General features: G+C 68.2%; 22 protein-coding genes. 9 read left to right on the top strand and 13 right to left on the bottom strand.

Going from position 1 to position 23,482, the window contains the following annotated elements; genetic code table 11:
• Positions 1-44: 44 nt before the first annotated feature.
• Complete coding sequence (gene ppc, locus E4A53_RS04840) at positions 45-2,708, top strand: phosphoenolpyruvate carboxylase (protein WP_136161960.1); 2,664 nt, start codon at positions 45-47, stop codon at positions 2,706-2,708.
• A gap of 61 nt (positions 2,709-2,769) precedes the next feature.
• Positions 2,770-3,327 carry a response regulator transcription factor gene (locus E4A53_RS04835; RefSeq protein WP_136161959.1) on the top strand — a complete coding sequence of 186 codons (558 nt, stop codon included), beginning with the start codon at positions 2,770-2,772 and terminating at the stop codon, positions 3,325-3,327.
• A gap of 7 nt (positions 3,328-3,334) precedes the next feature.
• Here the strand turns inward: E4A53_RS04835 and E4A53_RS04830 are convergent, their stop codons facing one another.
• Genes E4A53_RS04830 through pheS form a run of 3 tightly spaced genes read right to left on the bottom strand, consistent with a single transcriptional unit; the run spans position 3,335 to position 7,557 of the window.
• Entirely contained in the window at positions 3,335-4,093 is a 759-nt protein-coding gene (locus E4A53_RS04830) for a precorrin-2 dehydrogenase/sirohydrochlorin ferrochelatase family protein (RefSeq protein ID WP_136161958.1), read from the bottom strand.
• A 51-nt stretch (positions 4,094-4,144) separates the two neighbouring features.
• The gene (gene pheT, locus E4A53_RS04825; protein WP_136161957.1) at positions 4,145-6,517 is read right to left on the bottom strand and encodes a phenylalanine--tRNA ligase subunit beta; all 2,373 of its coding nucleotides are present in this window, start codon (positions 6,515-6,517) and stop codon (positions 4,145-4,147) included.
• Positions 6,514-7,557 carry a phenylalanine--tRNA ligase subunit alpha gene (pheS, locus tag E4A53_RS04820; RefSeq protein WP_420822603.1) on the bottom strand — a complete coding sequence of 348 codons (1,044 nt, stop codon included), beginning with the start codon at positions 7,555-7,557 and terminating at the stop codon, positions 6,514-6,516. The genes pheT and pheS overlap by 4 nt, the downstream gene beginning before the upstream one ends.
• A gap of 205 nt (positions 7,558-7,762) precedes the next feature.
• Here pheS and E4A53_RS04815 point away from each other — a divergent pair, with 205 nt between their 5' ends.
• Positions 7,763-7,948 (top strand): hypothetical protein, encoded by a 186-nt coding sequence (locus E4A53_RS04815; protein ID WP_136161955.1) that lies wholly within the window; start codon positions 7,763-7,765, stop codon positions 7,946-7,948.
• 79 nt (positions 7,949-8,027) lie between these two features.
• On the opposite strand, the gene rplT is transcribed toward E4A53_RS04815, so the two are convergent.
• The 4 genes from rplT to hisN form a co-directional block, all read right to left on the bottom strand.
• The gene (gene rplT, locus E4A53_RS04810; RefSeq protein ID WP_136161954.1) at positions 8,028-8,405 is read right to left on the bottom strand and encodes a 50S ribosomal protein L20; all 378 of its coding nucleotides are present in this window, start codon (positions 8,403-8,405) and stop codon (positions 8,028-8,030) included.
• Positions 8,406-8,417: 12 nt separating this feature from the next.
• Positions 8,418-8,621: a 50S ribosomal protein L35 gene (rpmI, locus tag E4A53_RS04805; protein ID WP_136161953.1), complete on the bottom strand. Its 204-nt coding sequence runs from the start codon at positions 8,619-8,621 to the stop codon at positions 8,418-8,420.
• 163 nt (positions 8,622-8,784) lie between these two features.
• Positions 8,785-9,135 (bottom strand): GFA family protein, encoded by a 351-nt coding sequence (locus E4A53_RS04800; RefSeq protein ID WP_136161952.1) that lies wholly within the window; start codon positions 9,133-9,135, stop codon positions 8,785-8,787.
• Between the two features lie 21 nt (positions 9,136-9,156).
• Positions 9,157-9,939, bottom strand: coding sequence for a histidinol-phosphatase (hisN, locus tag E4A53_RS04795; RefSeq protein WP_136161951.1), 783 nt, complete (start codon positions 9,937-9,939; stop codon positions 9,157-9,159).
• A gap of 136 nt (positions 9,940-10,075) precedes the next feature.
• On the opposite strand from hisN, the gene E4A53_RS04790 reads away from it, so the two are divergent.
• Genes E4A53_RS04790 through fsa form a run of 3 tightly spaced genes read left to right on the top strand, consistent with a single transcriptional unit; the run spans position 10,076 to position 11,659 of the window.
• The gene (locus E4A53_RS04790; RefSeq protein WP_136161950.1) at positions 10,076-10,363 is read left to right on the top strand and encodes a hypothetical protein; all 288 of its coding nucleotides are present in this window, start codon (positions 10,076-10,078) and stop codon (positions 10,361-10,363) included.
• A 39-nt stretch (positions 10,364-10,402) separates the two neighbouring features.
• Positions 10,403-10,960: a cytochrome b gene (locus E4A53_RS04785; protein ID WP_136161949.1), complete on the top strand. Its 558-nt coding sequence runs from the start codon at positions 10,403-10,405 to the stop codon at positions 10,958-10,960.
• 45 nt (positions 10,961-11,005) lie between these two features.
• Positions 11,006-11,659, top strand: coding sequence for a fructose-6-phosphate aldolase (gene fsa, locus E4A53_RS04780; RefSeq protein ID WP_136161948.1), 654 nt, complete (start codon positions 11,006-11,008; stop codon positions 11,657-11,659).
• 119 nt (positions 11,660-11,778) lie between these two features.
• Here fsa and E4A53_RS04775 read toward each other — a convergent pair whose 3' ends face one another.
• A complete protein-coding gene (locus E4A53_RS04775; RefSeq protein ID WP_136161947.1) occupies positions 11,779-12,663 on the bottom strand; it encodes a TraB/GumN family protein in 885 nt (294 codons plus the stop codon).
• Positions 12,664-12,713: 50 nt separating this feature from the next.
• Positions 12,714-13,574, bottom strand: coding sequence for a TraB/GumN family protein (locus E4A53_RS04770; RefSeq protein ID WP_136161946.1), 861 nt, complete (start codon positions 13,572-13,574; stop codon positions 12,714-12,716).
• A gap of 144 nt (positions 13,575-13,718) precedes the next feature.
• Between E4A53_RS04770 and E4A53_RS04765 the strand changes: the two genes are divergently transcribed.
• The 3 genes from E4A53_RS04765 (at position 13,719) to ppdK (ending at position 19,671) form a co-directional block, all read left to right on the top strand.
• On the top strand, positions 13,719-14,558 hold the full coding sequence (locus E4A53_RS04765; RefSeq protein WP_136162070.1) for a glycine--tRNA ligase subunit alpha: 840 nt from the start codon (positions 13,719-13,721) through the stop codon (positions 14,556-14,558).
• Positions 14,559-14,720: 162 nt separating this feature from the next.
• Positions 14,721-16,919, top strand: coding sequence for a glycine--tRNA ligase subunit beta (gene glyS, locus E4A53_RS04760; RefSeq protein ID WP_136161945.1), 2,199 nt, complete (start codon positions 14,721-14,723; stop codon positions 16,917-16,919).
• 85 nt (positions 16,920-17,004) lie between these two features.
• Entirely contained in the window at positions 17,005-19,671 is a 2,667-nt protein-coding gene (gene ppdK / locus E4A53_RS04755) for a pyruvate, phosphate dikinase (RefSeq protein WP_136161944.1), read from the top strand.
• Positions 19,672-19,709: 38 nt separating this feature from the next.
• On the opposite strand, the gene E4A53_RS04750 is transcribed toward ppdK, so the two are convergent.
• The 4 genes from E4A53_RS04750 to glpX all read right to left on the bottom strand — a co-directional run bounded on the left by E4A53_RS04750 (position 19,710) and on the right by glpX (position 23,409).
• Positions 19,710-20,201: a hypothetical protein gene (locus tag E4A53_RS04750; RefSeq protein WP_136161943.1), complete on the bottom strand. Its 492-nt coding sequence runs from the start codon at positions 20,199-20,201 to the stop codon at positions 19,710-19,712.
• Between the two features lie 123 nt (positions 20,202-20,324).
• The gene (locus tag E4A53_RS04745; RefSeq protein ID WP_136161942.1) at positions 20,325-21,896 is read right to left on the bottom strand and encodes an amino acid permease; all 1,572 of its coding nucleotides are present in this window, start codon (positions 21,894-21,896) and stop codon (positions 20,325-20,327) included.
• A 117-nt stretch (positions 21,897-22,013) separates the two neighbouring features.
• The gene (locus tag E4A53_RS04740; protein ID WP_136161941.1) at positions 22,014-22,391 is read right to left on the bottom strand and encodes a histidine triad nucleotide-binding protein; all 378 of its coding nucleotides are present in this window, start codon (positions 22,389-22,391) and stop codon (positions 22,014-22,016) included.
• 28 nt (positions 22,392-22,419) lie between these two features.
• Positions 22,420-23,409, bottom strand: coding sequence for a class II fructose-bisphosphatase (gene glpX / locus E4A53_RS04735; protein ID WP_136161940.1), 990 nt, complete (start codon positions 23,407-23,409; stop codon positions 22,420-22,422).
• Positions 23,410-23,482 lie beyond the last annotated feature (73 nt).

Here is a 23,482-nt window from a genome sequence, read left to right as displayed (position 1 = left end):
GGGAAGGCGTTGACTGGAGCGCTTTCGCATTGCAGCAAAGCAGCATGGCCAGCGCACCCCCGATCACCCAGAACCCCGACATCCGCTTTCTCGGGCGCTTGCTCGGCGACGTCATCCGCTGCCAGGGCGGCGAGGCGCTGTTCCGCCGCACCGAATATATCCGCTCCGCCTCCGTCGACCGCCATCGCGGCATTGCAGAGGCCGACGCCATCGATCCCGGCCTCGACGCGCTGACCCTGGACGATACGCTGGCGTTCGTCCGCGGCTTCATGCTGTTCTCGATGCTCGCCAACCTGGCCGAGGATCGGCAAGGCGCGACGGTCGAGTCCGACGCGGATCTCGTCCACGTGCTCAACCGGCTGGACGAGGAAGGCGTGTCCCGCGACGCGGTCGCCGCGCTGCTCGACGCGGCGCTGATCGTGCCGGTGCTGACCGCCCACCCGACCGAGGTGCGCCGCAAGAGCGTGATCGACCATCGCAACCGCATCGCCGCGCTGATGCGGCTGCGCGACAGCGGCGCGCTGGAGACGGCGGATGGCGACCGGATCGAGGACGGCATCTATCGCCAGATCGCACTGCTCTGGGAAACGCGGCCGCTGCGCGGTGAGCGGCTGTACGTCGCCGACGAGGTGGAGAACGCCCTCGCCTATCTGCGCGACGTGTTCCTGCCGACGCTGCCGGCGCTCTACGCCCGCTGGGAACGGCTTCTCGGCTGCCGCCCGGCAAGCTTCCTGAAAATCGGCAGCTGGATCGGCGGCGACCGGGACGGCAACCCGTTCGTCGTCGCCGCGTCGCTGCGCTTGGCCCTGTCCAGCGCGGCGGAGGCGGCGCTGTCCCATTATCTTGACGGGGTCCACGCACTGGGCGCCGAACTGTCGCTGTCGACCACGCTTGCCGATGCCAGCCCGGCCGTTGTCGCCCTGGCCGAGGCGAGCGGCGATACCGCGCCGAGCCGCGCCGACGAGCCGTATCGGCGGGCGCTGTCCGGAATCTATGCCCGGCTGGCGGCGACCTACGAGGCGCTGATCGGCCGGGCGCCGCCGCGCCCCTCTCACCTGCCAGGCGCGCCCTATGCGACGCCCGAGGCTTTGCGCACTGATCTGGATGCGCTCGCCAAGGGGCTGGAGGGTCACGGTATTGGCGGCGGCGCGCTCGACCGGTTGATCCGCGCAGTCGAGACATTCGGCTTCCACCTCGCGACGCTCGACATGCGCCAGAATAGCGCCGTCCACGAGCGGGTGGTGGCGGAACTGCTGCGCGTCGCCGGGGTCGAGGCGGACTATGCTGCGCTCGACGAGGCCGCGCGGGTCGCGCTGCTTCGCCGCGAACTGGCATCGCCGCGCCCGCTTGCCAGCGCCTTCGCCGACTATTCCGATGAGACGCGCAGTGAGCTGGACATCGTCCGCGCCGCCGCCAAGGCGCACGGCCGCTACGGGCCGGCGTGCATGACCAACTATGTCGTGTCGATGGCGCGGTCGGTGTCCGACCTGCTGGAGGTCAATATCCTACTGAAGGAGGCCGGGCTCTACCGCCCCGGCGAGCCGGCCGAGGCGGCGATGATGCCGGTGCCGCTGTTCGAGACGATCGCCGATCTGGAAGCGGCGCCGGCGGTGATGCGGCAATGGTTCGCGGTGCCGGAAACCGCAGCCATCGCCGGCGCACGCGGCCATCAGGAAGTGATGATCGGCTATTCCGATTCGAACAAGGACGGCGGCTACCTGACTTCCAACTGGGCGCTGCACGAGGCGAGCAAGGCGCTGGCGCCGGTGTTCGCCGAAGCGGGCGTCCGCATGCAGCTGTTCCACGGGCGCGGCGGCGCGGTCGGGCGCGGTGGCGGATCGTCCTTCGCCGCGATCCGCAGCCAGCCCGCCGGCACCGTCCAGGGCCGCATCCGCATTACCGAGCAGGGGGAAGTGATCGCCGCCAAATACGGCAACAGCGAAAGCGCGACGACCAATCTGGAGGCGATCGCCGCCGCCACCCTGCTCGCCTCGCTGGAGCCGGACTGCCTGTCGGCGACCGACGCCGCCCGTTTCACCGCGGCGATGAACACGCTGTCGGCCGATTCGATGCGCGCCTATCGCGCGCTGGTCTACGAGACCGACGGCTTCCGCACCTTCTTCCGCCAGATGACGCCGATCGCCGAGATTGCGACGCTGAAGATCGGCTCGCGCCCGTCGAGCCGTACCAAATCGGACGCGATCGAGGATCTGCGCGCCATCCCCTGGGTGTTCAGCTGGGCACAGGCGCGGGTGATGCTGCCCGGCTGGTACGGCGTCGGTGAAGCGCTGACCGGCTTTGCCGACCAGGGGCTGCTGCGCGCGATGGCGGAGGGCTGGCCGTTCTTCGCCGCGACGCTCGGCAACATGGAAATGGTGCTCGCCAAGTCCGACATGGGCATCGCCGAACGCTATGCGACGCTGGTTGAGGACCGGGCGCTGGCGGACGCGATCTTCGGGCGGATCCGCGACGGCTGGCACAGCGCCCAGGATTCGCTGCTCGCCGCGACCGGGCAGGCCCGTTTGCTGGAGAAGAGCCCGGCGCTGGACGAATCGATCCGCCTGCGCCTGCCCTATATCGAGCCGCTGAACCTACTCCAGATCGAGCTTCTGAAGCGGCACCGCGCCGGTGAGGACGATCCGCGCATCGCCGAGGGGATCCAGCTGTCGATCAACGCGGTGGCGACGGCGCTGCGCAACAGCGGCTGAGCCGAACAGCGTTCGGCACCGGTTAACCATTTCCCAACCGCTCAGCGCGTAGGCGCGGGGGATGAGCGATGTCGCCGCCCCTGTTCCCGGACCGTCCATCCTGGTGGTGGACGACAGCCGCACCAACCTGGCGGTGATGGGCAAGCGGCTGACCCGGATGGGTTATCTGGTCAGCCTGTGCGACACCGGCTTCGCCGCGCTGGACATGATGCAGGCCCGGCGTTTCGACCTGGCCATCCTCGACATGGTGATGCCGCAGATGTCCGGCCTGGCGGTGCTGCGCGAACTGCGCTCGACGATGACGACCGCGGCATTGCCGGTGCTGATGCTTACCGCGCGCAGCGACGACGGCGCGGCGGTCGAGGCGCTCGGTGCCGGTGCCGACGACTATGTGTCGAAACCGTTCGCGTTCGAGGTGCTCGGCGCCCGTATCGCCCGGCTGCTCGACCGCGCCCACGCGTTCGAGGCGCTGCGCCAGTCCAACATCGCGCTCGACGCCCGCATCGTCCGCCGGGCGATGGAGCTGGGCGCGCTGCGCTCCGAACTGGACGAGGCTCGCGCCAACACTTTCCGCCTGCAGGCGGAGGTTGCCCGGCTTGGCGGCCGGGTCGCCGCCTGACCCAGATCTAGCTTATATCGACCGACAGGCCCGGCCCCGGATTCTCCGGCGGCGCGGCGCAGGCAATGCGCGGCGCGTCGGCGCGGGCCCGGTCGAGGATGACGGGCGGCACCCCGGCGCGGTGGTAGACCCGGTCGGCGCGGGCGAGCCAGCGCGCCTCGCGCAGGCTCAGGTCTTCGGGATCGAGTGAACGAAGCGCGATCCGGACTAGCGCCGCTTTCGCTTCCGCCGCCTCATCCTTGGCCAGCCAGCGGTCGAGCGCGCCCGCATCATGCTCCGTCAGCGGATCGAGCGCGCCGCCGGGGCCTAGGGCAGCGGCGATCGCCTGCCGCCGCGCATCGCCGTCCGGCCAGCGGGCGCGGAGCGCGCCGCGCACATGCCGCAATTGGGTAGCCAGCGTGCCGAGCGTGACGGGGAGCAGCGCCTCCAGCCGCTGGCGCAGCGCGGCGGCCAAGCCGGCGGAGGCGCCGCCAGTGCCGATCGCGATCAGCACCGGATCGCGATCGACGATTGCCGGCAGGGTGAAGTCGCAAAGCGCCGGCCGGTCAACGGCGTTGACCAGGATACCGCGTGCCTTCAGCCGCGCGACGACCGACTCCACCCCGTCGGCGACCGCGACGACGGCTAGTGCCGCGTCACCATCCTCTCCAACGACGGCCGCGCCGGCCCGCTCAAGCAGCCGCCGCTTGGCGTCGGCCGCCTCCCCCGCGCCGATCAGCATGACCGGGCGACCGGCTAGGCGAAGAAAGACCGGCAGGCTGTGCATCGCGCCCCTTGTCGCCGGTGCCGCGCCGCTTGCCAAGCGTGGCTATGCCGTTCAGCCGCGCAGCGTCGCGCCCAGCTTAGCGGCGGCGGCAACGATCTTCGCCGAGACCGCTGACAGGTCTTCCTCGGTGAAGCTCTTGTCCGCCGGTTGCAGCGTTACCTCGATCGCCAGCGATTTCTGTCCGGCCGGCACGCCCTGGCCGGTGAACAGGTCGAACAGCCGCGCATCGACGATCGCCGCCTTGTCTGCGCCGCGGACGGCGCGGACCAACGCGTCGGCGGCCAGCCCCTCCGGCACCAGGAAGGCGAAATCGCGCGACACAGCCTGCAGCGCCGGCGGAGCGTAGGCGGACCGCATCCGCCCCGCCGCCCGCCGCGCCGGGATCGAATCGAGGAAGATCTCGCCGGCGACAACATCACCATCCAGCCCCAGCGTCCGGGCCAGCGCCGGGTGGAGCAGGCCGAATTCCGCCAGCACCGTCTTCGGCCCCAGCCGCAGCGTCGCCGAGCGGCCCGGATGATAGGCGGCCGCCGCCTCGCCCAGCACTTGCAGGTTGTCGACCGGCGCGCCGGCGGCGGCGAGCAGCGCCAGCGCCTCCACCTTGCCATCGAACGCGTCGAACGGCTGCGCCTTGCCCGTCCGCCAGGCGCGCGCCGTCTTGTCACCGGCCAGCACGAAGGCCAGCGTCAGCCGCTCGGCATCGGCGAGGTAGCGTCGTCCGATCTCGAACAGCCGGATCGTCGCCGCGCCGCGATCGGCGTTGCGCCGCGCTGCCGCCAGCAGGCCGGGCAGCAGTGTCGGCCGCATCACTTTCATGTCTTCGCTGATCGGGTTGGCCAGCGCCCAGGCGCCACCGCCGAACACCGCCGCCTCCGCTTCGGCGATGAAGCTCCAGGTCAGCGCCTCGTTCAGGCCGCGCGCCGCCGCTGCCCGGCGGACACGGCGCTCGACCAGTTGCTCCGGCGTTGCGGTCGGCGCGGCAACGCCGGGCATGCGGTCGAGCGGCGCCGACGGCACGCTGTCGATGCCGGTGATCCTGACCACTTCCTCGACCAGATCGGCTGGGCCGTCGACATCGCGGCGCCACGACGGCACCGTCACCCGCATCGGCGCCTCGCCCGACACGCCGAAACCGAGCCGTTCCAGGATCGCCCGCTGCTCCGCGGCGGGGACGGTGGCGCCGCCCAGCCGCGCGCAAAGGCCGGGGTCATAATCCACTGTCTTGTCGGCAACCGGCGCCGCGCCGGCGCGCACCGCCTCGGACGGCTCGCCGCCGCAGATTTCGAGGATCATGCCGGTCAGGATCGCCAGAGCGTCATCGAGGAAGGTGGGGTCGACCCCGCGCTCGAACCGGCTGCGCGCGTCGGAGGCGAGCGCCACCGCTTGCCCGGTGCGGGCAATGCGTTCGGGGTCGAAGAAGGCGATCTCCAGCAGCACGTCGGTGGTATCATCGGCGGTGCCGGAATGCTCGCCGCCCATGATCCCGCCGATGCCGTGGACCTCGCGCGTGTCGGCGATGACCGTCATCTCCGGGGTCAGCGCATAGGTTTTGCCGTTCAGCACCGTCACTGTCTCGCCGGGCGCGGCGCGGCGGGCGACGATCGGCGACGCTAGCTTCGCAAGGTCGTAGACGTGGCTCGGCCGGCCGAGCGCGAACATCAGGTAGTTGCTGATATCGACCAGCGCGGAGATCGGACGCTGGCCGATCGCGGTCAGTCGGCGCTGCAGCCAATCCGGTGACGGGCGGTTGCGGGTGCCGCGGATCACCCGGCCGTAGAAGGCGGGACAGCCTTCTGCATCGTCGGTGCGGATTTCGATCGGGCAGGGGAAAGCGCCTGTCACGTCCGGCACCGCCAGCGGCTTCAGCGTGCCAAGGCCGGCGGCGGCCAGGTCGCGGGCGATACCGCGCACGCCCATGCAATCCTGCCGGTTCGGAGTGATCGCGACGTCGAACACCGGGTCGTCCAGCCCGGCCCAATCGGCATAGGCGGCACCGACCGGCGCGTCGGCGGGCAGCTCGATGATGCCGTCATGCGCCTCGCCCAGCTCCAGTTCGCGCATCGAGCACATCATGCCCCGGCTTTCGACCCCGCGGATCGCCGCGACTTTCAGGGTGATGCCGCTGCCCGGCACATAGGCGCCGGGCGCGCCGAATACGCCGACCAGCCCGGCGCGGGCATTGAGCGCGCCGCAGACGACCTGCACCGGCCCGTCGCCGGCATCGACCGACAGCAGTTGCAGCTTGTCGGCCTGCGGGTGGGGCTCGGCGGTCAGCACCCGGGCGATGCGGAATGGCGCCAGCGCCTCCGCCGGGTTCTCGACGCCCTCGACCTCCAGCCCGATGCGGGTCAGCATCTCCGCCACCGTCGCCGCGTCGGCGCTGGTGTCGAGATGGTCCTTCAGCCATGACAGGGTGAACTTCATGCCCCCACTCCCCCGGACAAAGTGGGCACGTCGAGGCTGCGGAAGCCGTAATGGCGCAGCCAGCGCAGGTCGCCGTCAAAGAAGGCGCGCAGATCGTCCATCCCGTATTTCAGCATCGCCAGCCGGTCGACGCCGGTGCCGAACGCGAAGCCCTGCCACACGTCCGGGTCGAGCCCGCATGCCTCGATTACCCGGCGGTGGACCATGCCGCTGCCCAGCACCTCCATCCAGCCTTCGGCGCCGCCGATCACCCGCCGGCCCTTCTCGATCGAATAGCCGACGTCGACCTCGACCGACGGCTCGGTGAACGGGAAATAGCTGGGGCGCAGCCGCAGCTGGATGTCGTCGCGCTCGAAGAACGCCTTCAGGAAGGTCTCCAGCGTCCAGCGCAGATGGCCAAGGTGGATGGCCTTGTCGATCACCAGCCCCTCGATCTGATGGAACATCGGCGTGTGGGTGGCGTCGCTGTCCGAACGGTAGACGCGGCCGGGTGCAATGATGCGGATCGGCGGCTGCTGGCTGGTCATCGTCCGGATCTGCACCGGGGAGGTGTGGGTGCGCAGTACGCGCGCCTCCTCGCCTTCGTTCGCGCGCAGGTAGAAGGTGTCGTGCATCGCGCGCGCCGGGTGGCTCTCCGGCATGTTGAGCGCGGTGAAATTGTGCCACTGGTCCTCAATCTCCGGCCCGGTCGCGACGGCGAAACCCAGGTCGGCGAAGATTTCCGCCAGCTCGTCCATCACCTGGCTGACCGGGTGCACAGAGCCTTGTGGCGCGTCCGGCGCCGGCAGGGTCAGGTCGATCGCCTCGGACGCCAGGCGGGCGGCGAGCGCGCGCTCCTCCAGCGCTGCCTTGCGCGTGGCGATTGCCGCCGCCACCGCCTCACGCAGGCCATTGATGCGCGGACCCTGCACCTGCCGCTCGTCGGCGCTCATCCCGCCCAGCGTCTTCAGCAGCGCGGTCACCCTGCCCTGCTTACCGAGCGCGCCGACCCGGATCGCGTCGAGCGCGTCCAGGCTGTCCGCCGACTTGATATCCGCCATCAGGCCTTGCCCGATTGCCTCGAGATCGCTCACCCTTGGTCCCTTCGTCTTTCCCGCCGCGCCGCAGCCGACCGGGCCGGCATGCCGTAGGCGCGGGATATGCGTTCGATCAACCCCCACCAACGCCTGCCGCCAGGCACCGACGGTTGACAGACGACTTCCCGGCCTGCGAGTCAGGCCGGGAGACCGTTAGTGGAGCAAAGCAATGTCCGATCAGAAACCCGAGACCCCGCCGACCGCGAAAGACAAGCGCAAATGGGTGGCCGCCGGGGTGGGGGTCGGCATCGGCTCAGCTGCGCTGGCCGCTGCCCTGCTCTATGCGAACCAGAGTCGGCGCAAGCCGGCCGCCAAGCTGAAGCCGAGCGATCCGGAGGAGAAGGCGACCGACTGACGCGTAAAACCGCGGCTGACACGAAAAGGGGCGCGGCGCCTGTGCGCCACGCCCCTGTTTCTTTTGTATGCGCTGTCGGTCAGGCGGCGACGCGCGCATCCTTCGGCAGTGCCGCCTTCACCTGGGTAACGATCGCCTTGAACGCGTCGCCCTCGTGCATCGCGATGTCGGCCAGCACCTTACGGTCCAGGTCGATATTCGCCAGCTTCAGCCCGTGGATGAACACGCCGTAGGTCAGCCCCTCGGCGCGCACGGCGGCGTTGATCCGCTGTATCCACAGGGCGCGGAAGCTGCGCTTCTTCACCTTGCGATCGCGATAGGCATACTGCCCGGCCTTCTCGACGGCCTGGCGGGCAATGCGGATCGTATTCTTGCGACGGCCGTAATAGCCCTTCGCCTGATCGAGAATCCGCTTGTGCTTGGCCTTGGTGGTCGTGCCGCGTTTCACTCGTGCCATGGTTCGCGCTCCTTACTTCAGGCCGTAGGGGGCCCAGGCCTTGACCGTCGCCGTATCGGCGTCGGACAGGACGGAGGTGCCGCGGTTCTGGCGGATATATTTGGCGTTGTGGCTGATCAGGCGGTGCCGCTTGCCGGCGACGCCGTGCTTGATCTTGCCGGTCGCGGTGATCTTGAAGCGCTTCTTCACACCGCTCTTGGTCTTGAGCTTGGGCATTTTCGTCTCCTTGTATGCGACGATATCGACCGGCCCTGGCAGCCCTTTCAGCCAGGCAGGTCAGCTTTTCTATCGTGCGAAGGCGGCCGCCTAGCCGGATTCACGCGCCGGCGCAAGTCATGAGGGAGAGGGCCGGCGCCGTTTCCCATGGCAGTGGATCACCCTAATGGCTGGCGCCGTCCACCGCTTCGATGGTCAGCGCATCCAGGTCCGCTTCGGGTACGCAGCGCAGGTTGACCGCGGCCATCCTTGCCCCGTCCGGCCCGGTGCCGACCGCGAAGCTCTGGCAGCCGCAGACGGTACAGAAGCGATGGTCGATCGCATGCTTGTTGAAATGATAGGTGGCTAGTCGGTCCTCGCCGCTGTCGAGCCGGAAGTGGTCGAAGGGAACGAAGCTGAGCAGGAAGCCCTTGCGCCGGCAATGCGAGCAGTTACAACTTGTCGCCGTATCGGGAATATCACCCTCGACCGTGTAGGTCACCGCGCCGCAATGGCAGCTGCCTTGATATGCCATGATCCCCGTCCTTTCCCAGTTTCAATGATCGCAGGCCAGTCCCTCGATAACGTCGTCGAGCCGCGCCGGGTCCCCCAGCGCAATGACATTTCCGCTGCTGTTGTCGTTCAAAGGTTCTCCGTTCCAGTCGCACATCGTCCCGCCGGCGCCTTCGACGATCGGCACCAGCGCGGCGAAGTCGTGCAGGCTCAGCCCCGCTTCGACGACCAGGTCGACATGGCCGATGGCGAGCAGGCCGTAATTGTAGCAGTCGCCACCGAACATCATGCGCTTGTGCGCGCAGCGGCTGGCGAGCGCCATGAAGTGGGCGCCGTCATGGTCGCTGAAATACTGGGGGCCGGTGGTGGCCAGCGTCGCATCGGCAAGGGCGGTGCATCGGCGGGTGCGGGCCGGGGCGCCGTTGAACAGCGTCGGTTGGCCGAGCGCGCCGATCCAGCGTTCGCTGATGATCGGCTGGTCGATGATGCCCAGCACCGGCCAGCCGTCCTGCAGCAGCGCGACCAATGTCCCGAAACTGGGGCGGCCGGCCATGAAGCTGACCGTGCCGTCGATCGGGTCGAGCACCCATTGCCGGCCAGACGTTCCGGGCTTTTCGCCATATTCCTCGCCAAGGATCGCGTCGCGCGGCGCTTCCGCCTCGATCAGCCGGCGCATCGCCGCCTCGGCGGCGCGGTCGGCTTCGGTCACCGGCGAGGAATCGGGCTTGGTCTCGATATCGAAACGGGCACGGAAAAAGGGGCGGATCGCCTGCCCGGCCGCGTTGGCAAGGGCGTGGGCAAGGGCAATGTCACGATCGTTCACCATCGCGACCGCCTAGCCCAGCCGGCGTGCGTCGGCTAGCCGGGTCAGGATGGGACGGCGGCCCGGTCGTTTTTGACTATGAAATCCGGCCGGGCAGGTTAGTCTCTTTCGCAAACGGCATCGGGGAGGGACGCTTCGCATGCACGCACAGCACCGGGGGATCAGCGCCGCCGACGATATCCGCGCCGATATCGACGCGCTGCGGGGCGGCCGTGGCGACGACTATCGGTCCCGGGCGCGCGCGCCGATTTCGGCAAGCCACATCCGCAAACGGACCGGTATTGCCCTCACCGTGCTGCTGCTCGCCCTTTCGGCCGTGATGCTGTTCGGCGTTATCCGGTTGGCTATCGCGATCGGCGGTGCCATTCTCCATTTCGCTTGGCCCAGCCACCGGCTCGGCCAGGTGCTTGTCGAATTTCTATTCTAGGAACCGCGCGCCGCCGGTCGCAACATCGAGAGGAAGCCAATGCAGAATGCGCGCTACAACCGAGTGGCTGGTACTCTCCATTGGATTCTCGCCGTACTGGTGCTGGCGCAGCTCTATATCGGCTGGACCTTCGCCGATCTGCCGCGCGGCACCCCGGCCAAGGGCGACTGGTTCATGTGGCACAAGACCGTCGGCATCCTGATCCTGCTGCTCACCGTGGGTCGGATCGGCTGGCGCGTCGCCAACCCGCCACCGCCCTTTCCGGCGACGATGCCGGGCTGGGAGCGGGCAGCGGCGCGGGTCAGCCACCTGCTCTTCTATGCGATCCTGCTGATCCTGCCGCTGTCGGGCTGGGTGCTGATCTCGTCCGGCAAGACGGATGTGACGACGACGACGCTCGTCGGCGGCATGTCCTGGCCGCTGATCCCGGGCGTGCCCGAGGCGGCGCATGAGCCGGCCGAGGTAGTTCATGGCGTGCTGATCCTGGCGATGGTGGTCTTGTTCGTGATCCACGCCGCGGCGGCGCTGCGTAACCAGTATTTCGGCGATCGGACACTGTCCGGGCGGATGCCGCCCTTCCGCCCGCGCAGCGATTGAGCTAGGCGGGCGGCCAACAGCCATTTTGCAGCGAGCCGCCCCGCCATGAAATTCTTCGCCGACACCGCCGACACCACGGACATCGCCGAGCTGGCCGCCACCGGCCTGCTTGATGGCGTCACCACCAACCCGTCATTGATCCACAAGGCCGGCCGTGACTTCATCGAGGTGGTGACGGAGATCGCCGGCATCGTCGACGGCCCGGTTTCGGCCGAGGTCGTCGCCCTCGACCATGAAGGCATGCTGCGCGAGGCGGAGGTGCTTCGCCGAATCGCCGACAACATCGCGATCAAGGTGCCGCTGACCATCGACGGGCTGAAGACCTGCAAGGCGCTGACCGGCGACGGCACGATGGTCAACGTCACCCTGTGCTTTTCCGCCAACCAGGCGCTGCTCGCGGCGAAGGCGGGCGCGACGTTCATCTCGCCTTTCGTCGGCCGTCACGACGACAACGGCTTCGACGGCATGCAGTTGATCGCCGACATCCGGCTGATCTACGACAATTACGGCTTCGACACCGAAATCCTGGTCGCCAGCGTCCGCCACCCGGTACACGTGCTGGAAGCGGCGAAGATCGGCGCCGACATCATGACCGCGCCGCCGGCCGTGATCCGTCAGCTCGCCCGCCACCCGCTGACCGACAAGGGAATCGAAGGCTTCCTCGCCGACTGGGCAAAGACCGGGCAATCGATCGGCTGAACGTTTCTTGCTGGAATGAAATTGGGCCGTGCGGCGGTTCGGCTTGTGCGGGACGCTCCAGCGTATTCCGCGGCGAGCGCGCGCAAAGGCGCGGTGGCAGCGGTACCGGTCGATCAGCGTTACTGCAGGCGTTCGACCTTCAGGCCTTTCGCCTTCAGCATCTCCAGCACCGAGTCCTTGCCGGCGAGGTGGCCGGCGCCGACGGCGACCATTACAATGCCGGGCGTGGCGAGGCGCTGTTCGATCCATGCTGTCCACGCCGTGTTGCGCTGGCGGATCAGGCGGTCGGCCAGGGTGAGTGACAGTTTCAGTTCCTCGTCGAACGTCACCGCGATGGTGCGGACGTCGCCCCGGCCCCAGGCGCGGATCATCCGGGTGACGTCGTCCGCTTCGCCTGACGCGCCGTCGAGCATGCCGGTCAGCAGTTGGCGCTGCGCGTCCTCCGGCAGCGTATCGAAATAGGCGAGCTGCTGCGCCGTCGTCTCAAGTCCCAATATCGGCTTGCCAGCATCGCCGAACAGCTTGCCGAGCTGCTTGTCGACGCCGTTGGCCGGGCTGGCCCCGGTCGCGGCGCTGCTCGCCCCGCCGATCGCCAGCGCCGCCGCCCAGGTCTTCAGCCGGTCGAGCTGTGCCGGCTTCAACCCGACCTTGTCGATCGCCGCCTGCAATGCCGCGCGCTTGTCCGCCGGCACACGGTCCAGGATCGGCGGCAGGCCGGCCGCCGTCGCCACCGCGCGGTACGCCTCGGCATTGCCGGCGGCGTTGCCGACATCGGCGATCTCCATCACCAGCGTGTCGGTGCGGGCCAGCGCGGCGTCGAACTTCGCCGTGCGCCAGCGGTAGTTGGACGGCAGCATATGGATGGTGCCGAACAGGTAGATGGTCGTGTCCGGATCGGACACGCGCCACAAGGCGGGGCGGGCGCTTTCGGCCTGGCCGGACCCGGCACAGGCGGAAATCAACAGCGCCGCGACCGGCGCGAGCAGGCGAAACAGGCGACTCATGCGCTTGTCCCTAGCGCCGCGAAGCTGAACCGCCGGCGACGACTGGCTGTTCAATCGTGCACCTGCGCCGTCGTCACGCCGCGCGCGGCGAGCATCGCCTGCACGCTGTCCTTGCCGGCCAGGTGCCCGGCGCCGACCGCCACGAACACGGTACCCGGCCGGTCGAGCCGCGTCTTGATCCAGTCCGCCCAGCGCGCGTTGCGCTCGGCGAGCAGCCGCTTCGCGATCTCCGGGTTCTCGGCAAGCGACTCGTTCATGATCGCGCCGAGCCGTTCCGCGTCGCCGGCAGCCCAGGCGTCGACCATCTTCGCCATCTCTTCCTTCAGCCGGGGCAGTTCCTCGACCGTGCTGTTTAGGAACGCAACCTGCTGCGGCTCCGGCAGCGAATCGAAATAGCCGATTTGCTGGTCGAACGTCTCGAGTTCGCTCACCGGTTTGCCGGCGGCCTTGGCGGCGGCGGTCAGCGCCTTCTCCACCCCGGTTTCGGCCGAATAGCCGAGCGCCTGCAACGGCAGGATCGACAGGGTGGTGGCGACGAACCACGGCTCCATCCGCTCGAACGCTTCGGTCGGCACGCCAAGCCCGGCGAGGGCCGCCTGATAGGCCGGGCAGGCGTCTGCCATCTTGGTGCAGAGCGGCGGACCGTCGGCATCGATCGCCCGCGCCAGCATCGTCCGTCCCGCGCTGCCGTCCTCCGGCGCGATCATCTCGATCACCAACTCGTCAGCGGCGTCGAAACCGGCCTTTACCTTGCCATGCAGCCAGGCGATGTCGGGGGGCAGAACATGGACGGTACCGAACAGGTAAATCGTCGTGTCGGCGTCCTTCACCACCCACAGCGCAGGGTTGGCGTTTCGCGCCGCCGCCGGGGTGGCGAGCAGCATCAGCAGCAAGGCGAGCAGGCGTGTCATAGCCCCCGCCCATAGCCCGGCTTCGTTGCTTCGTCTTGCGCTTTGCTTGATTCCGCGGCCGCCATCCGCCAAAGCGGCGCCATATTTTGTGCGACCGCGAAAGAAACGATCTTGGCAGAGGCGAAGACGCCCAGTTTCCAGCAGATGATCCTGACGCTCCACGCCTATTGGAGCGCGCGCGGCTGCGTCATCCTCCAGCCTTACGACATGGAGATGGGCGCTGGCACTTTCCACCCGGCGACGACGCTGCGCGCGCTGGGGCCGGAGCCGTGGAACGCCGCCTTCGTCCAGCCGAGTCGCCGCCCAACCGACGGCCGCTATGGTGAGAACCCCAATCGGCTGCAGCACTATTACCAGTATCAGGTCGTGCTGAAGCCCAGCCCGTCCGACGTGCAGGATCTGTATCTGGGCAGCCTGGCGGCGATCGGCGTCGATGCTACCGCCCACGACATCCGCTTCGTCGAGGACGACTGGGAAAGCCCGACGCTTGGCGCCTGGGGGCTGGGCTGGGAAGTGTGGTGCGACGGCATGGAGGTGTCGCAATTCACCTATTTCCAGCAGATGGGCGGTTTCGACTGCAAGCCGGTGGCGGCGGAGCTGACCTACGGGCTGGAGCGGCTGGCGATGTACATCCAGGGCAAGGACAACGTCTACGATCTGGCATTCAACGACACCGGCGTTACCTATGGCGACGTGTTCCTGGAGAACGAGCGCCAGATGTCGACCTGGAACTTCGAGATCGCCGACACCGACATGCTGTTCGACCTGTTCCGCAAGGCGGCGGCGGAGTGCGAGCGCTGCCTGGAAGCGAAGCTGCCGATCCCGGCCTATGAACAGGCGATCAAGGCCAGCCATGTCTTCAACCTGCTGAACGCACGCGGCGTGATCTCGGTCGCCGAGCGCCAGGCCTATATCGGCCGGGTCCGCGATCTGGCGAAGGGCAGCTGCGCGGCGTGGATGGACAAGCACGGGTGGGCGGCATGACCGGCGGGGAAACCGGACTGGTGCGTCCCTCGACTGCGCTTGGGATGGGCGGTTTGGACACGCAACGGTCCCAGGCCGCTTCCGACTGCGCTAGCCAGGACACGTCCATCCCGGGCGCAGTCGAGGGACGCACCCCATCCTACCAACAGGAAGTCGCCCGCCATGGCTGATTTCCTGCTCGAATTGCAGTCGGAGGAAATCCCCGCGCGGATGCAGGCGCGGGCGCGGGGCGACCTGGCTCGCCTATTCGCCGAGGAGATCGGCAGGGCCGGGCTGGCCGCCGAGGCGATCGAGACCTTCGCCACCCCGCGCCGGCTGGCGCTGATCGCGCGCGGCCTGCCGCTGGAAACGGCGGCGGTGAGCGAGGAATTGAAAGGCCCGCGCGTCGGCGCGCCGGACCAGGCGATCGACGGCTTCCTGCGCAAGACCGGGCTGGGCCGCGAGGCGCTGGTCGAGCGCGACGGCGTGTGGTTCGCCCATGTCGAAACCCCCGGCCGTGCCACCGCGCAGGTGCTGGCGGAGGCCGTGCCGGCGATTGTCCGCGCCTTTCCCTGGCCCAAGGCGATGCGCTGGGGCACCGACTCGCTGTCGACCGAGAGTCTGCGCTGGGTGCGCCCGCTGCACGGCGTCATCGCGCTGCTCGACGGAGCCGTGGTGCCATTCGAGGTCGCCGGGGTCGCCGCCGGCGACAGCACCGTCGGCCACCGGTTCCACAGCAGTGGCGTGATCCGCATCGCCAGCGCCGCGACCTACGCCGATCAGTTGCGCGCCGCCCATGTCATCGTCGACGCCGACGAGCGGGCGACGATCATCGCGAAGGGCGCCGCCGCTCTTGCCGCAGGTGCCGGGCTGAGCCTGGTCGAGGATGCCGGCCTGCTCGCCGAGAATGCCGGGCTGACCGAATGGCCGGTGCCGCTGCTCGGCCGCTTCGACCCGGAGTTCCTGAGCGTACCGCCGGAGGTGATCCAGCTCACCGCGCGGGTGAATCAGAAATACTTCGTTTGCCGCGACGTGGCGGGCACGCTGGCCAACGCCTTCGTCTGCGTGGCGAATATCGAGGCGGCCGACGGCGGCGCCCAGATTGTCGAGGGCAACCGCAAGGTGCTCGCCGCCCGCCTGTCTGACGCGCGCTTTTTCTACGAGACCGACCTTAAGGTCCGGCTTGAGGATCAGCTACCGAAGCTGGAGAAGATCGTCTTCCACGAGAAGCTCGGCACCGTCGCCGACAAGGTCGACCGGGTGGCGAAGCTCGCCCGTTGGCTGGTCGAGGAAGGCATCGTCGGCGCCGCCGCCCCGGCAAATTCCTTGCCCCCATCCGTTCATCCCGAGCGTAGTCGAGGGACGCAGAATGCCGGGCCGGGCGCATCCCCCCACGACGCTCGGGATGGACGGGGACTGGCTGACCTGGCGGAGCGGGCGGCGCGGCTTGCCAAGGCCGATCTCGTCACCGGCATGGTCGGGGAGTTCCCGGAACTGCAGGGCATCATGGGCGGCTATTACGCCGCCGCGCAGGGCGAACCCGCCGAAGTCGCCGAAGCCATCCGCGACCATTATAAGCCGGTCGGGCAGAGCGACGATGTGCCGACCGCGCCGGTGACGGTGGCGGTGAGCCTGGCAGACAAGCTTGATACGCTATGCAGCTTCTTCGAGATCGAGGAATACCCCACCGGCTCTAAAGATCCGTTCGCCCTAAGAAGGGCGGCGATCGCGATCATCAACCTTCTCGAGCACAACGGATTGAAGCTGCACATTGGGGAGGCAGTGCGGCAAGGTTGGCTCGGGCATTCGCCGGATAGGGCTTTGACCGACGCCGAGATTGCAAGGCGCGGAACAGCTATTTCCGTAACTGACTATCTCTGGAATTTCATGATCGACCGCCTGAAGGTGCAGCAGAAGGAAGCGGGCGTCCGCCACGACCTGATCGACGCGGTGTTCGCGCTGGGCGGGGAGGATGACCTCGTCCGCCTGCTCGCCCGCGTCCATGCGCTCCAGGCCTTTGTCGAGACCGAGGACGGCGCCAACCTGCTTGCCGGCTATCGTCGTGCCGCCAATATCCTGAAGAAGGAAGGTGTTGCGGATAGCCTATGGTCGGCCCCGGCCTACGCCACAGAGCCGGCCGAGACGGCCCTGATCGCGGCGCTCAACACGGCAGAGCCACTGGCGGAGCGAGCGGTTGCGGCGGAGGATTTCGCCGGGGCGATGGCGGCGCTGGCCAGCCTGCGCGCACCGATCGATGCGTTTTTCGATGCGGTGACGGTCAACGACGCCGATCCCGCGAAGCGGCAGGCGCGGCTGGCGTTGCTTGCCCGCATGCGCGACGCGGTCCACCACGTCGCCGACTTTTCGCGAATAGAGAAGTGATCACGCATACATAACGATGACCGGGGAACCGGCGCAAACCGCTTTTTGTATCGCAATTGTTTGATTTCGCAGGGATGGGTTTGGAATGACGCAATATGTGTACCGCTTCGGCGGCGGTGTTTCGGACGGCGGCCAGGGCGACAAGAATCTGCTGGGCGGCAAGGGCGCCAACCTGGATGGCATGGCCTCGATCGGCCTGCCGGTGCCGCCGGGCTTCACCATCTCCACCGCGATGTGCACCCGTTATTATGATGACGGCCAGCGCTTCCCCGACAGCCTGCGCGCGGAAGTCGCGAACGGCCTGACCCATATCGAGGGAATCACCGGCAAACGCTTCGGTGATGCGGCTGATCCGCTGCTCGTATCCGTCCGCTCCGGCGCGCGGGTGTCGATGCCGGGAATGATGGACACTGTCCTCAACCTTGGTCTGAACGATGAGACGGTCGAGGGGCTGGCGGAGGTGTCCGGTGATCGGCGTTTCGCCTGGGACAGCTACCGCCGCTTCATCCAGATGTATTCGGACGTGGTGCTGGAACTGGACCATGGCGCGTTCGAGGAAGCGCTGGAGGTGGCCAAGGAGGATAAGGGTCATTTCCTCGACACCGACATGACCGCCGAGGACTGGCAGGCGCTGGTCGGCAGCTACAAGAAGATCGTCGAGCAGCAGTGGGGCAAGCCGTTCCCTCAGGACGTTAACGACCAGTTGTGGGGCGCGATCGGCGCGGTGTTCGGGTCCTGGCAGTCGGAACGCGCCAAGGTCTATCGCCGGCTGAACGGGATTCCCGGCGACTGGGGCACCGCCGTCAACGTCCAGGCGATGGTGTTCGGCAACATGGGCGAAACCTCGGCGACCGGCGTCGCCTTCACCCGCGACCCGGCGACCGGCGAGCGCGCCTATTACGGCGAATTCCTGATCAACGCGCAGGGCGAGGACGTCGTCGCCGGCATCCGCACTCCGCAATACCTGACCCGGGCGGCGCGCGAGCGGGCCGGGGCCAAGGCGGCGTCGATGGAAGAAGCGATGCCGGAGACCTTCGCTGAGCTGGCCCGCGTCTTTGCGCTGCTCGAAGACCATTACCGCGACATGCAGGACATTGAGTTCACCGTCGAGCGCGGCAAGCTGTGGATGCTGCAGACCCGCAACGGCAAGCGCACCGCCGCCGCCGCCCTCAAGATCGCGGTCGACATGGCGAACGAAGGGCTGATCAGCCGCGACGAGGCCGTGGCCCGGGTCGACCCGGCGGCGCTCGACCAGCTGCTCCACCCGACGCTGGACCCGGCGGCGCCGCGCGACGTGCTGACCAGCGGCCTGCCGGCCAGCCCCGGTGCCGCCTCGGGCACGGTGGTGTTCGACGCCGATACGGCGGAGAAGCACGCGGCACTGGGTGAAGCGGTGATCCTCGTCCGGGTCGAGACCAGCCCGGAGGACATTCACGGCATGCACGCCGCCAAGGGCATCCTGACCGCGCGGGGCGGCATGACCAGCCACGCCGCCGTGGTCGCCCGGGGCATGGGGCGGCCCTGCGTCTCCGGCGCCGGCACTTTGGCGATCGACGCTAAGGCCCGGCTGTTCCGCGTCGGCGAACGGACGATCAAGGAAGGTGAGGTCATCACCATCGACGGCGCGTCCGGCGAGGTGATGGCCGGAGAGGTCGCGACGGTGCAGCCGGAGCTGGCCGGCGATTTCGGCACGCTGATGGCCTGGGCCGACGGTGCCCGCCGGCTGAAGGTCCGCACCAATGCGGAGACGCCGCACGATTGCCGCACCGCCCGCGATTTCGGCGCGGAGGGCGTCGGCCTGTGCCGGACCGAGCATATGTTCTTCGACGCCGGGCGGATCACCGCGGTGCGCCAGATGATCCTCGCCGACAGCGAGCAGGGCCGCCGTGCCGCGCTCGACAAGCTGCTGCCCGAGCAGCGCGCCGACTTCACCGAGATTTTCGAGGTGATGACCGGCCTGCCGGTGACGATCCGCCTGCTCGATCCACCGTTGCACGAATTCCTGCCGCACGAGGAGGCGGAGTTCGCCGAGGTGGCGGAGGCGGCATCGGTCGCCGTCGACACGCTGAAGCGCCGCGCCGCCGAGCTGCACGAGGTCAATCCGATGCTTGGTCATCGCGGTTGCCGGCTGGGCGTGACCTATCCCGAAATCTACGAGATGCAGGCTCGCGCCATTTTTGAGGCGGCGTGCGACGTCGCCGCCAAGACCGGCGCCGCGCCGATCCCGGAGGTGATGGTGCCGCTGGTCGCGACCCGGCGCGAGCTGGATCTGATGAAGGCGATCATCGACGACACCGCCAAGGCGGTATTTGCCGAGAAGGGCCGGGAGATCGCCTATCTGGTCGGCACGATGATCGAACTGCCGCGCGCTGCGCTCAAAGCGGGCGAGATCGCCGAGGTCGGCCAGTTCTTCAGCTTCGGCACCAACGACCTGACCCAGACGACGTTGGGTGTCAGCCGCGACGACGCCGGCCGGTTCCTGACCAGCTACGTCGACAAGGGCATTTTCACGCGCGACCCGTTCGTCAGTATCGATACCGAAGGCGTCGGCGAACTGATCCGCATCGCGGTCGAGCGCGGCCGCGCGACCCGGCCGGAGATCAAGCTCGGCATTTGCGGCGAACATGGCGGCGACCCGGCGTCGATCGCCTTCTGCGAGGGCGCCGGCCTCGACTATGTCAGCGCCTCGCCCTACCGGGTGCCGATCGCGCGGCTGGCGGCGGCGCAGGCGGCGCTCAAGAACCGGGTTTGAAGAACCGAGGCTAAGCAGGTGACGGGCTCGCTACGGCATCAGCCATAGCGGGCGCGGACCTCGTCGATCTTGCCGGCGCGGAGCAGCGCCGCCTGCTCGCGCCACTGCTCGTTGGCGATTCGGCCGGGCGCGAAGCCCAGCCGGCCTTCCAGCGCGGCCTCCTCCTCGGCGGACAGCGCTTCTATCGCACGGTAGCCGTGGATGCCGGCGGCGTTCAACCGGGCCTCGCCGTCGCGGTCGATGCCGCGGATCAGGGTCAGGTCGTCATGCCGCCCGGCCGCCGCCGCGGCGATCGCGCCGCCGGCCAGCGGATCGGCGCCCGGCAGCTGCCGCTCCAGTTCGGCGATGCGGGCGTTGGCGGCGGCGATCCGCGCCTCATGGTCGGCGCGCAGCGCCGCGTGCGCCTCGCGCTCCCGCGCCAGCGCCCGTTTCCACTTGCCCGATCCGCCGCGCACCAGCAGGCCGACGACGAACGCCAGCAGCAGCAGGAAGGTTACATAGACCCATTCGTCCGATGTCAGGTTCATCATCGCGCGCTCTCCCTGGCGGAAGAGCGCGCGAGATGGCCGGACGTTCCGTTGCCCTGCTAGAGTTTGTCCTATTCAAGCTGGTGCCGATTTCGCCTGAAGCGGACGAACTCTAATGTGCCGGTGTCAGGCCTGTTTGTCGCCCGGGGTCGGGGCGCCGGGCAGCGGCGGCACCGGCAAGGGCGGCGCCGCCGCATCCAGTTCCGGCACGTCGGTGATGCCGCGGCCGACATAGCTGTGGCGGCGACTGTAGCCGAAATAGATGACCAGGCCGACCAGCCCCCACACCGGCAGCACCAGGATCGCGACCAGCGGCAGCTTCACGTAGAGGCCGAGGCAGCCGAAGATGGCGAGCGGCGCGACCAGGCCGATCAGCGGGGTGCGGAATGGCCGGTGGCGCTCCGGATCGGTCTTGCGCAGCACCAGCACCGCGATCGCGACCATCGCGAAGGCGAACAAGGTGCCGGAGTTCGAGTAGTCCGCCAGCTTGCCGACCGGGAGGAAGGCCGCGGCGATCATCACGACGACGCCGGTGAAGACGGTGACGACGTGGGGCGTGTGGTATTTCGGGTGGACGCTGGCCAGCTTGGCCGGCAGCAGCCCGTCGCGCGCCATCACGAAGAACACGCGGGTCTGACCGAACATCATCATCAGCACCACAGAGGGCAGGGCGATGAACGCGGCGAGGCCGATCAGGTTGCCGACCTTGACCCAGCCGGCGCTGCGCAGCACGTGGGCCAGCGCCTCCTTGGAGCAGGCAAGCGGCTCGGTCAGGCCGTTGGCGACGATCTGGGCGCAACGCTGCGCCAGTTCCGGCGTGCCCGGCGACAGGATTTCTCCGCCGAGGCCGCGGACCGGTTGGGCGCCAATCGCGCCGATCGCGCCGGCGGAGACCAGCAGGTAAAAGACCGTGCAGATCAACAGGCTGCCGATCAGGCCGATCGGAACGTTGCGTTGCGGGTTCTTGGTTTCCTCCGCCGCTGTCGACACCGCATCGAAGCCGACATAGGCGAAGAAGATCGACGATGCCGCACCGACGACGCCGATCGTCCCCCAGCCGTTGGGCAGGAACGGTATGAACTCATCCTGCTTGATGACCGGGATGGTGAGGGCGATGAACAGGGTCAGCGCCGTCACCTTGATCGCGACCAGCACCGCATTCACCCGCGCGCTTTCCGTCGTGCCGATGATCAGCAGCCAGGTGACGAGGCCGGCGATGATCACCGCCGGCAGGTTGATCATCCCGCCCTGGCTCGGCCCCACGGCCAGCGCCGCCGGTATGGTTATGCCGAAGGCGCTTTTCATCAGCCCGACGAAATAGCCGGACCAGCCGACCGCGACCGCACTGGCGCCGACCGCATATTCGAGGATCAGTGCCCAGCCTACCATCCAGGCCATCAATTCGCCCATCACCGCGTAGGTGTAAGTGTAAGCGGAGCCGGCGACCGGCACCATCGACGCCAGTTCCGAATAGCAGAGCGCGGCCACCGCGCAGACGAAGCCGGCGATGACGAAGCTGATCATCATCCCCGGCCCGGCCTTCTGCGCCGCTTCCGAGGTCAGGACGAAAATGCCGGTGCCGATCACCGCGCCGACGCCGAGCATGGTCAGTTGAAAGGCGCCGAGGCTCCGGCTCAGACCCTTTTTCTCGGCGGTGGCGAGAATGGCGTCGAGCGATTTGACGCGTCCGAAGATCATCAAGTGGTTCCCCCATGATGGCGGGGAACCCCCCGCACAATTATGTTGCGCGGAAGCGTAAAGGCTAATCCGGTGGGCGCAATAGTCTTGAAGGTGTTTTCGCCGCTGCCGGCCGGACTAGGATGCCAGCATCGTTCCCAGCGGACGCCCGCCGAACAGGTGAACGTGCAGATGTGGCACCTCCTGGTGGCCGTGCTGGCCGACATTGGTGAGCAGGCGGTAGCCTGGCGCGACCAATCCCTGCTCGCGCGCGACGTGACCGACGGCGCGCACGAATCCGGCGATCTCCGCATCGGTCGCGCGCGCTGAGAAATCGTCCCACGATACGTAGCGGCCCTTGGGGATCACCAATATGTGGGTCGGCGCCTGGGGGTTGATGTCGTGGAAGGCCAGGACATGCTCGTCCTCATAAATCCGGGTGCACGGCAATTCGCCGCGCAGGATGCGGGCGAAGACGTTCGCATCGTCATAAGGCTGCGTCGCGTCGATCGGCATGGCCGTCCCCTTGCGTTCGAGACCCGGTTCAGGCGTGCTTGCGGTGCTCGCCCTTCACCCAGCGCACGGTGCCGGAGCTGGCGCGCATGACCACGCTCTCGGTGGTCATCACCCCGCCTTTCAACCGCTTGACGCCGTCGAGCAGCGACCCGTCGGTCACCCCGGTGGCGGCGAAGATGCAGTCGCCCTTCGCAAGGTCGGTCAGGTCGTAGATTTTGTTGAGGTCAGTGATCCCCCATTTGCGCGCCCGCGCCTTTTCGTCGTCGTTGCGGAACAGCAGCCGACCCTTAAACTGGCCGCCGACGCAGCGCAGCGCCGCGGCGGCCAGCACGCCCTCCGGCGCGCCGCCGGAGCCGATGTAGATGTCGATCGTCGTGTCGGGGTTGGTTGTGGCGATCACCCCGGCGACGTCGCCGTCCGGGATCAGCATGATGCCGCAGCCCAGCGCACGCAGCTCGGCGATCAGCTTTTCGTGGCGGGGCCGATCGAGCACGCAGGCGATGATCTCGCTCGGCGCGACGCCCTTGGCGGCGGCGACGGCGCGGACGTTGTCCGATGCCGACTTGTCGAGATCGATGACCCCGTCGGGGTAACCGGGGCCGACCGCCAGCTTGTCCATATAGACATCGGGCGCGTTCAGCAGGCAGCCTTCCTCGGCGATCGCCAGCACGGCCAGTGCGTTCGGCCCGGCCTTGGCGGTGATCGTCGTGCCTTCCAGCGGGTCGAGCGCGATGTCGATGCATGGGCCCTTGCCGATCGCGGAGCCGACCTTCTCGCCGATGTAGAGCATCGGCGCTTCGTCGCGCTCGCCCTCGCCGATTACCACGGTGCCGTCCATGTACAGGCCGTTCAGTGCCTCGCGCATCGCCTCCACGGCGGCGGCGTCCGCCGCCTTCTCGTCGCCCCGGCCGACCAGTGTCGACGCCGCGATTGCCGCGGCCTCGGTGACGCGAACCATTTCCAGCACCAGCACCCGGTCAAGCACATGGCTGGCGGCAATCGAGGGAGAGTTGGCCATCGTGAATTCCTCTTGGTTTTGCTGGGGGCGATAGGCGAGGCCTGCGACAATGTCGAGAATTGCCCCGCGGTTG

Source organism: Sphingomonas flavalba, assembly GCF_004796535.1.
In the GTDB taxonomy this organism is placed as follows: domain Bacteria; phylum Pseudomonadota; class Alphaproteobacteria; order Sphingomonadales; family Sphingomonadaceae; genus Sphingomonas_L; species Sphingomonas_L flavalba.
Note: the sequence above shows the minus strand (reverse complement) of the source record. Positions and strands in the feature narration are given on the sequence as shown.

Bases quoted from the DNA above. Each gene is read 5' to 3' on its own strand.
- E4A53_RS04765 (WP_136162070.1), top strand. From the start codon at position 13,719: ATGATCCTGACGCTCCACGCCTATTGGAGCGCGCGCGGCTGCGTCATC.
- hisN (WP_136161951.1), bottom strand. From the start codon at position 9,939: ATGGTGAACGATCGTGACATTGCCCTTGCCCACGCCCTTGCCAACGCG.
- E4A53_RS04800 (WP_136161952.1), bottom strand. From the start codon at position 9,135: ATGGCATATCAAGGCAGCTGCCATTGCGGCGCGGTGACCTACACGGTC.
- E4A53_RS04745 (WP_136161942.1), bottom strand. From the start codon at position 21,896: ATGATCTTCGGACGCGTCAAATCGCTCGACGCCATTCTCGCCACCGCC.
- pheS (WP_420822603.1), bottom strand. From the start codon at position 7,557: ATGGCGGATATCAAGTCGGCGGACAGCCTGGACGCGCTCGACGCGATC.
- E4A53_RS04790 (WP_136161950.1), top strand. From the start codon at position 10,076: ATGCACGCACAGCACCGGGGGATCAGCGCCGCCGACGATATCCGCGCC.
- E4A53_RS04815 (WP_136161955.1), top strand. From the start codon at position 7,763: ATGTCCGATCAGAAACCCGAGACCCCGCCGACCGCGAAAGACAAGCGC.
- pheT (WP_136161957.1), bottom strand. From the start codon at position 6,517: ATGAAGTTCACCCTGTCATGGCTGAAGGACCATCTCGACACCAGCGCC.
- glpX (WP_136161940.1), bottom strand. From the start codon at position 23,409: ATGGCCAACTCTCCCTCGATTGCCGCCAGCCATGTGCTTGACCGGGTG.
- E4A53_RS04835 (WP_136161959.1), top strand. From the start codon at position 2,770: ATGAGCGATGTCGCCGCCCCTGTTCCCGGACCGTCCATCCTGGTGGTG.
- ppc (WP_136161960.1), top strand. From the start codon at position 45: ATGGCCAGCGCACCCCCGATCACCCAGAACCCCGACATCCGCTTTCTC.
- E4A53_RS04770 (WP_136161946.1), bottom strand. From the start codon at position 13,574: ATGACACGCCTGCTCGCCTTGCTGCTGATGCTGCTCGCCACCCCGGCG.
- E4A53_RS04785 (WP_136161949.1), top strand. From the start codon at position 10,403: ATGCAGAATGCGCGCTACAACCGAGTGGCTGGTACTCTCCATTGGATT.
- ppdK (WP_136161944.1), top strand. From the start codon at position 17,005: ATGACGCAATATGTGTACCGCTTCGGCGGCGGTGTTTCGGACGGCGGC.
- fsa (WP_136161948.1), top strand. From the start codon at position 11,006: ATGAAATTCTTCGCCGACACCGCCGACACCACGGACATCGCCGAGCTG.
- E4A53_RS04775 (WP_136161947.1), bottom strand. From the start codon at position 12,663: ATGAGTCGCCTGTTTCGCCTGCTCGCGCCGGTCGCGGCGCTGTTGATT.
- E4A53_RS04740 (WP_136161941.1), bottom strand. From the start codon at position 22,391: ATGCCGATCGACGCGACGCAGCCTTATGACGATGCGAACGTCTTCGCC.
- rplT (WP_136161954.1), bottom strand. From the start codon at position 8,405: ATGGCACGAGTGAAACGCGGCACGACCACCAAGGCCAAGCACAAGCGG.
- glyS (WP_136161945.1), top strand. From the start codon at position 14,721: ATGGCTGATTTCCTGCTCGAATTGCAGTCGGAGGAAATCCCCGCGCGG.
- E4A53_RS04830 (WP_136161958.1), bottom strand. From the start codon at position 4,093: ATGCACAGCCTGCCGGTCTTTCTTCGCCTAGCCGGTCGCCCGGTCATG.
- E4A53_RS04750 (WP_136161943.1), bottom strand. From the start codon at position 20,201: ATGATGAACCTGACATCGGACGAATGGGTCTATGTAACCTTCCTGCTG.
- rpmI (WP_136161953.1), bottom strand. From the start codon at position 8,621: ATGCCCAAGCTCAAGACCAAGAGCGGTGTGAAGAAGCGCTTCAAGATC.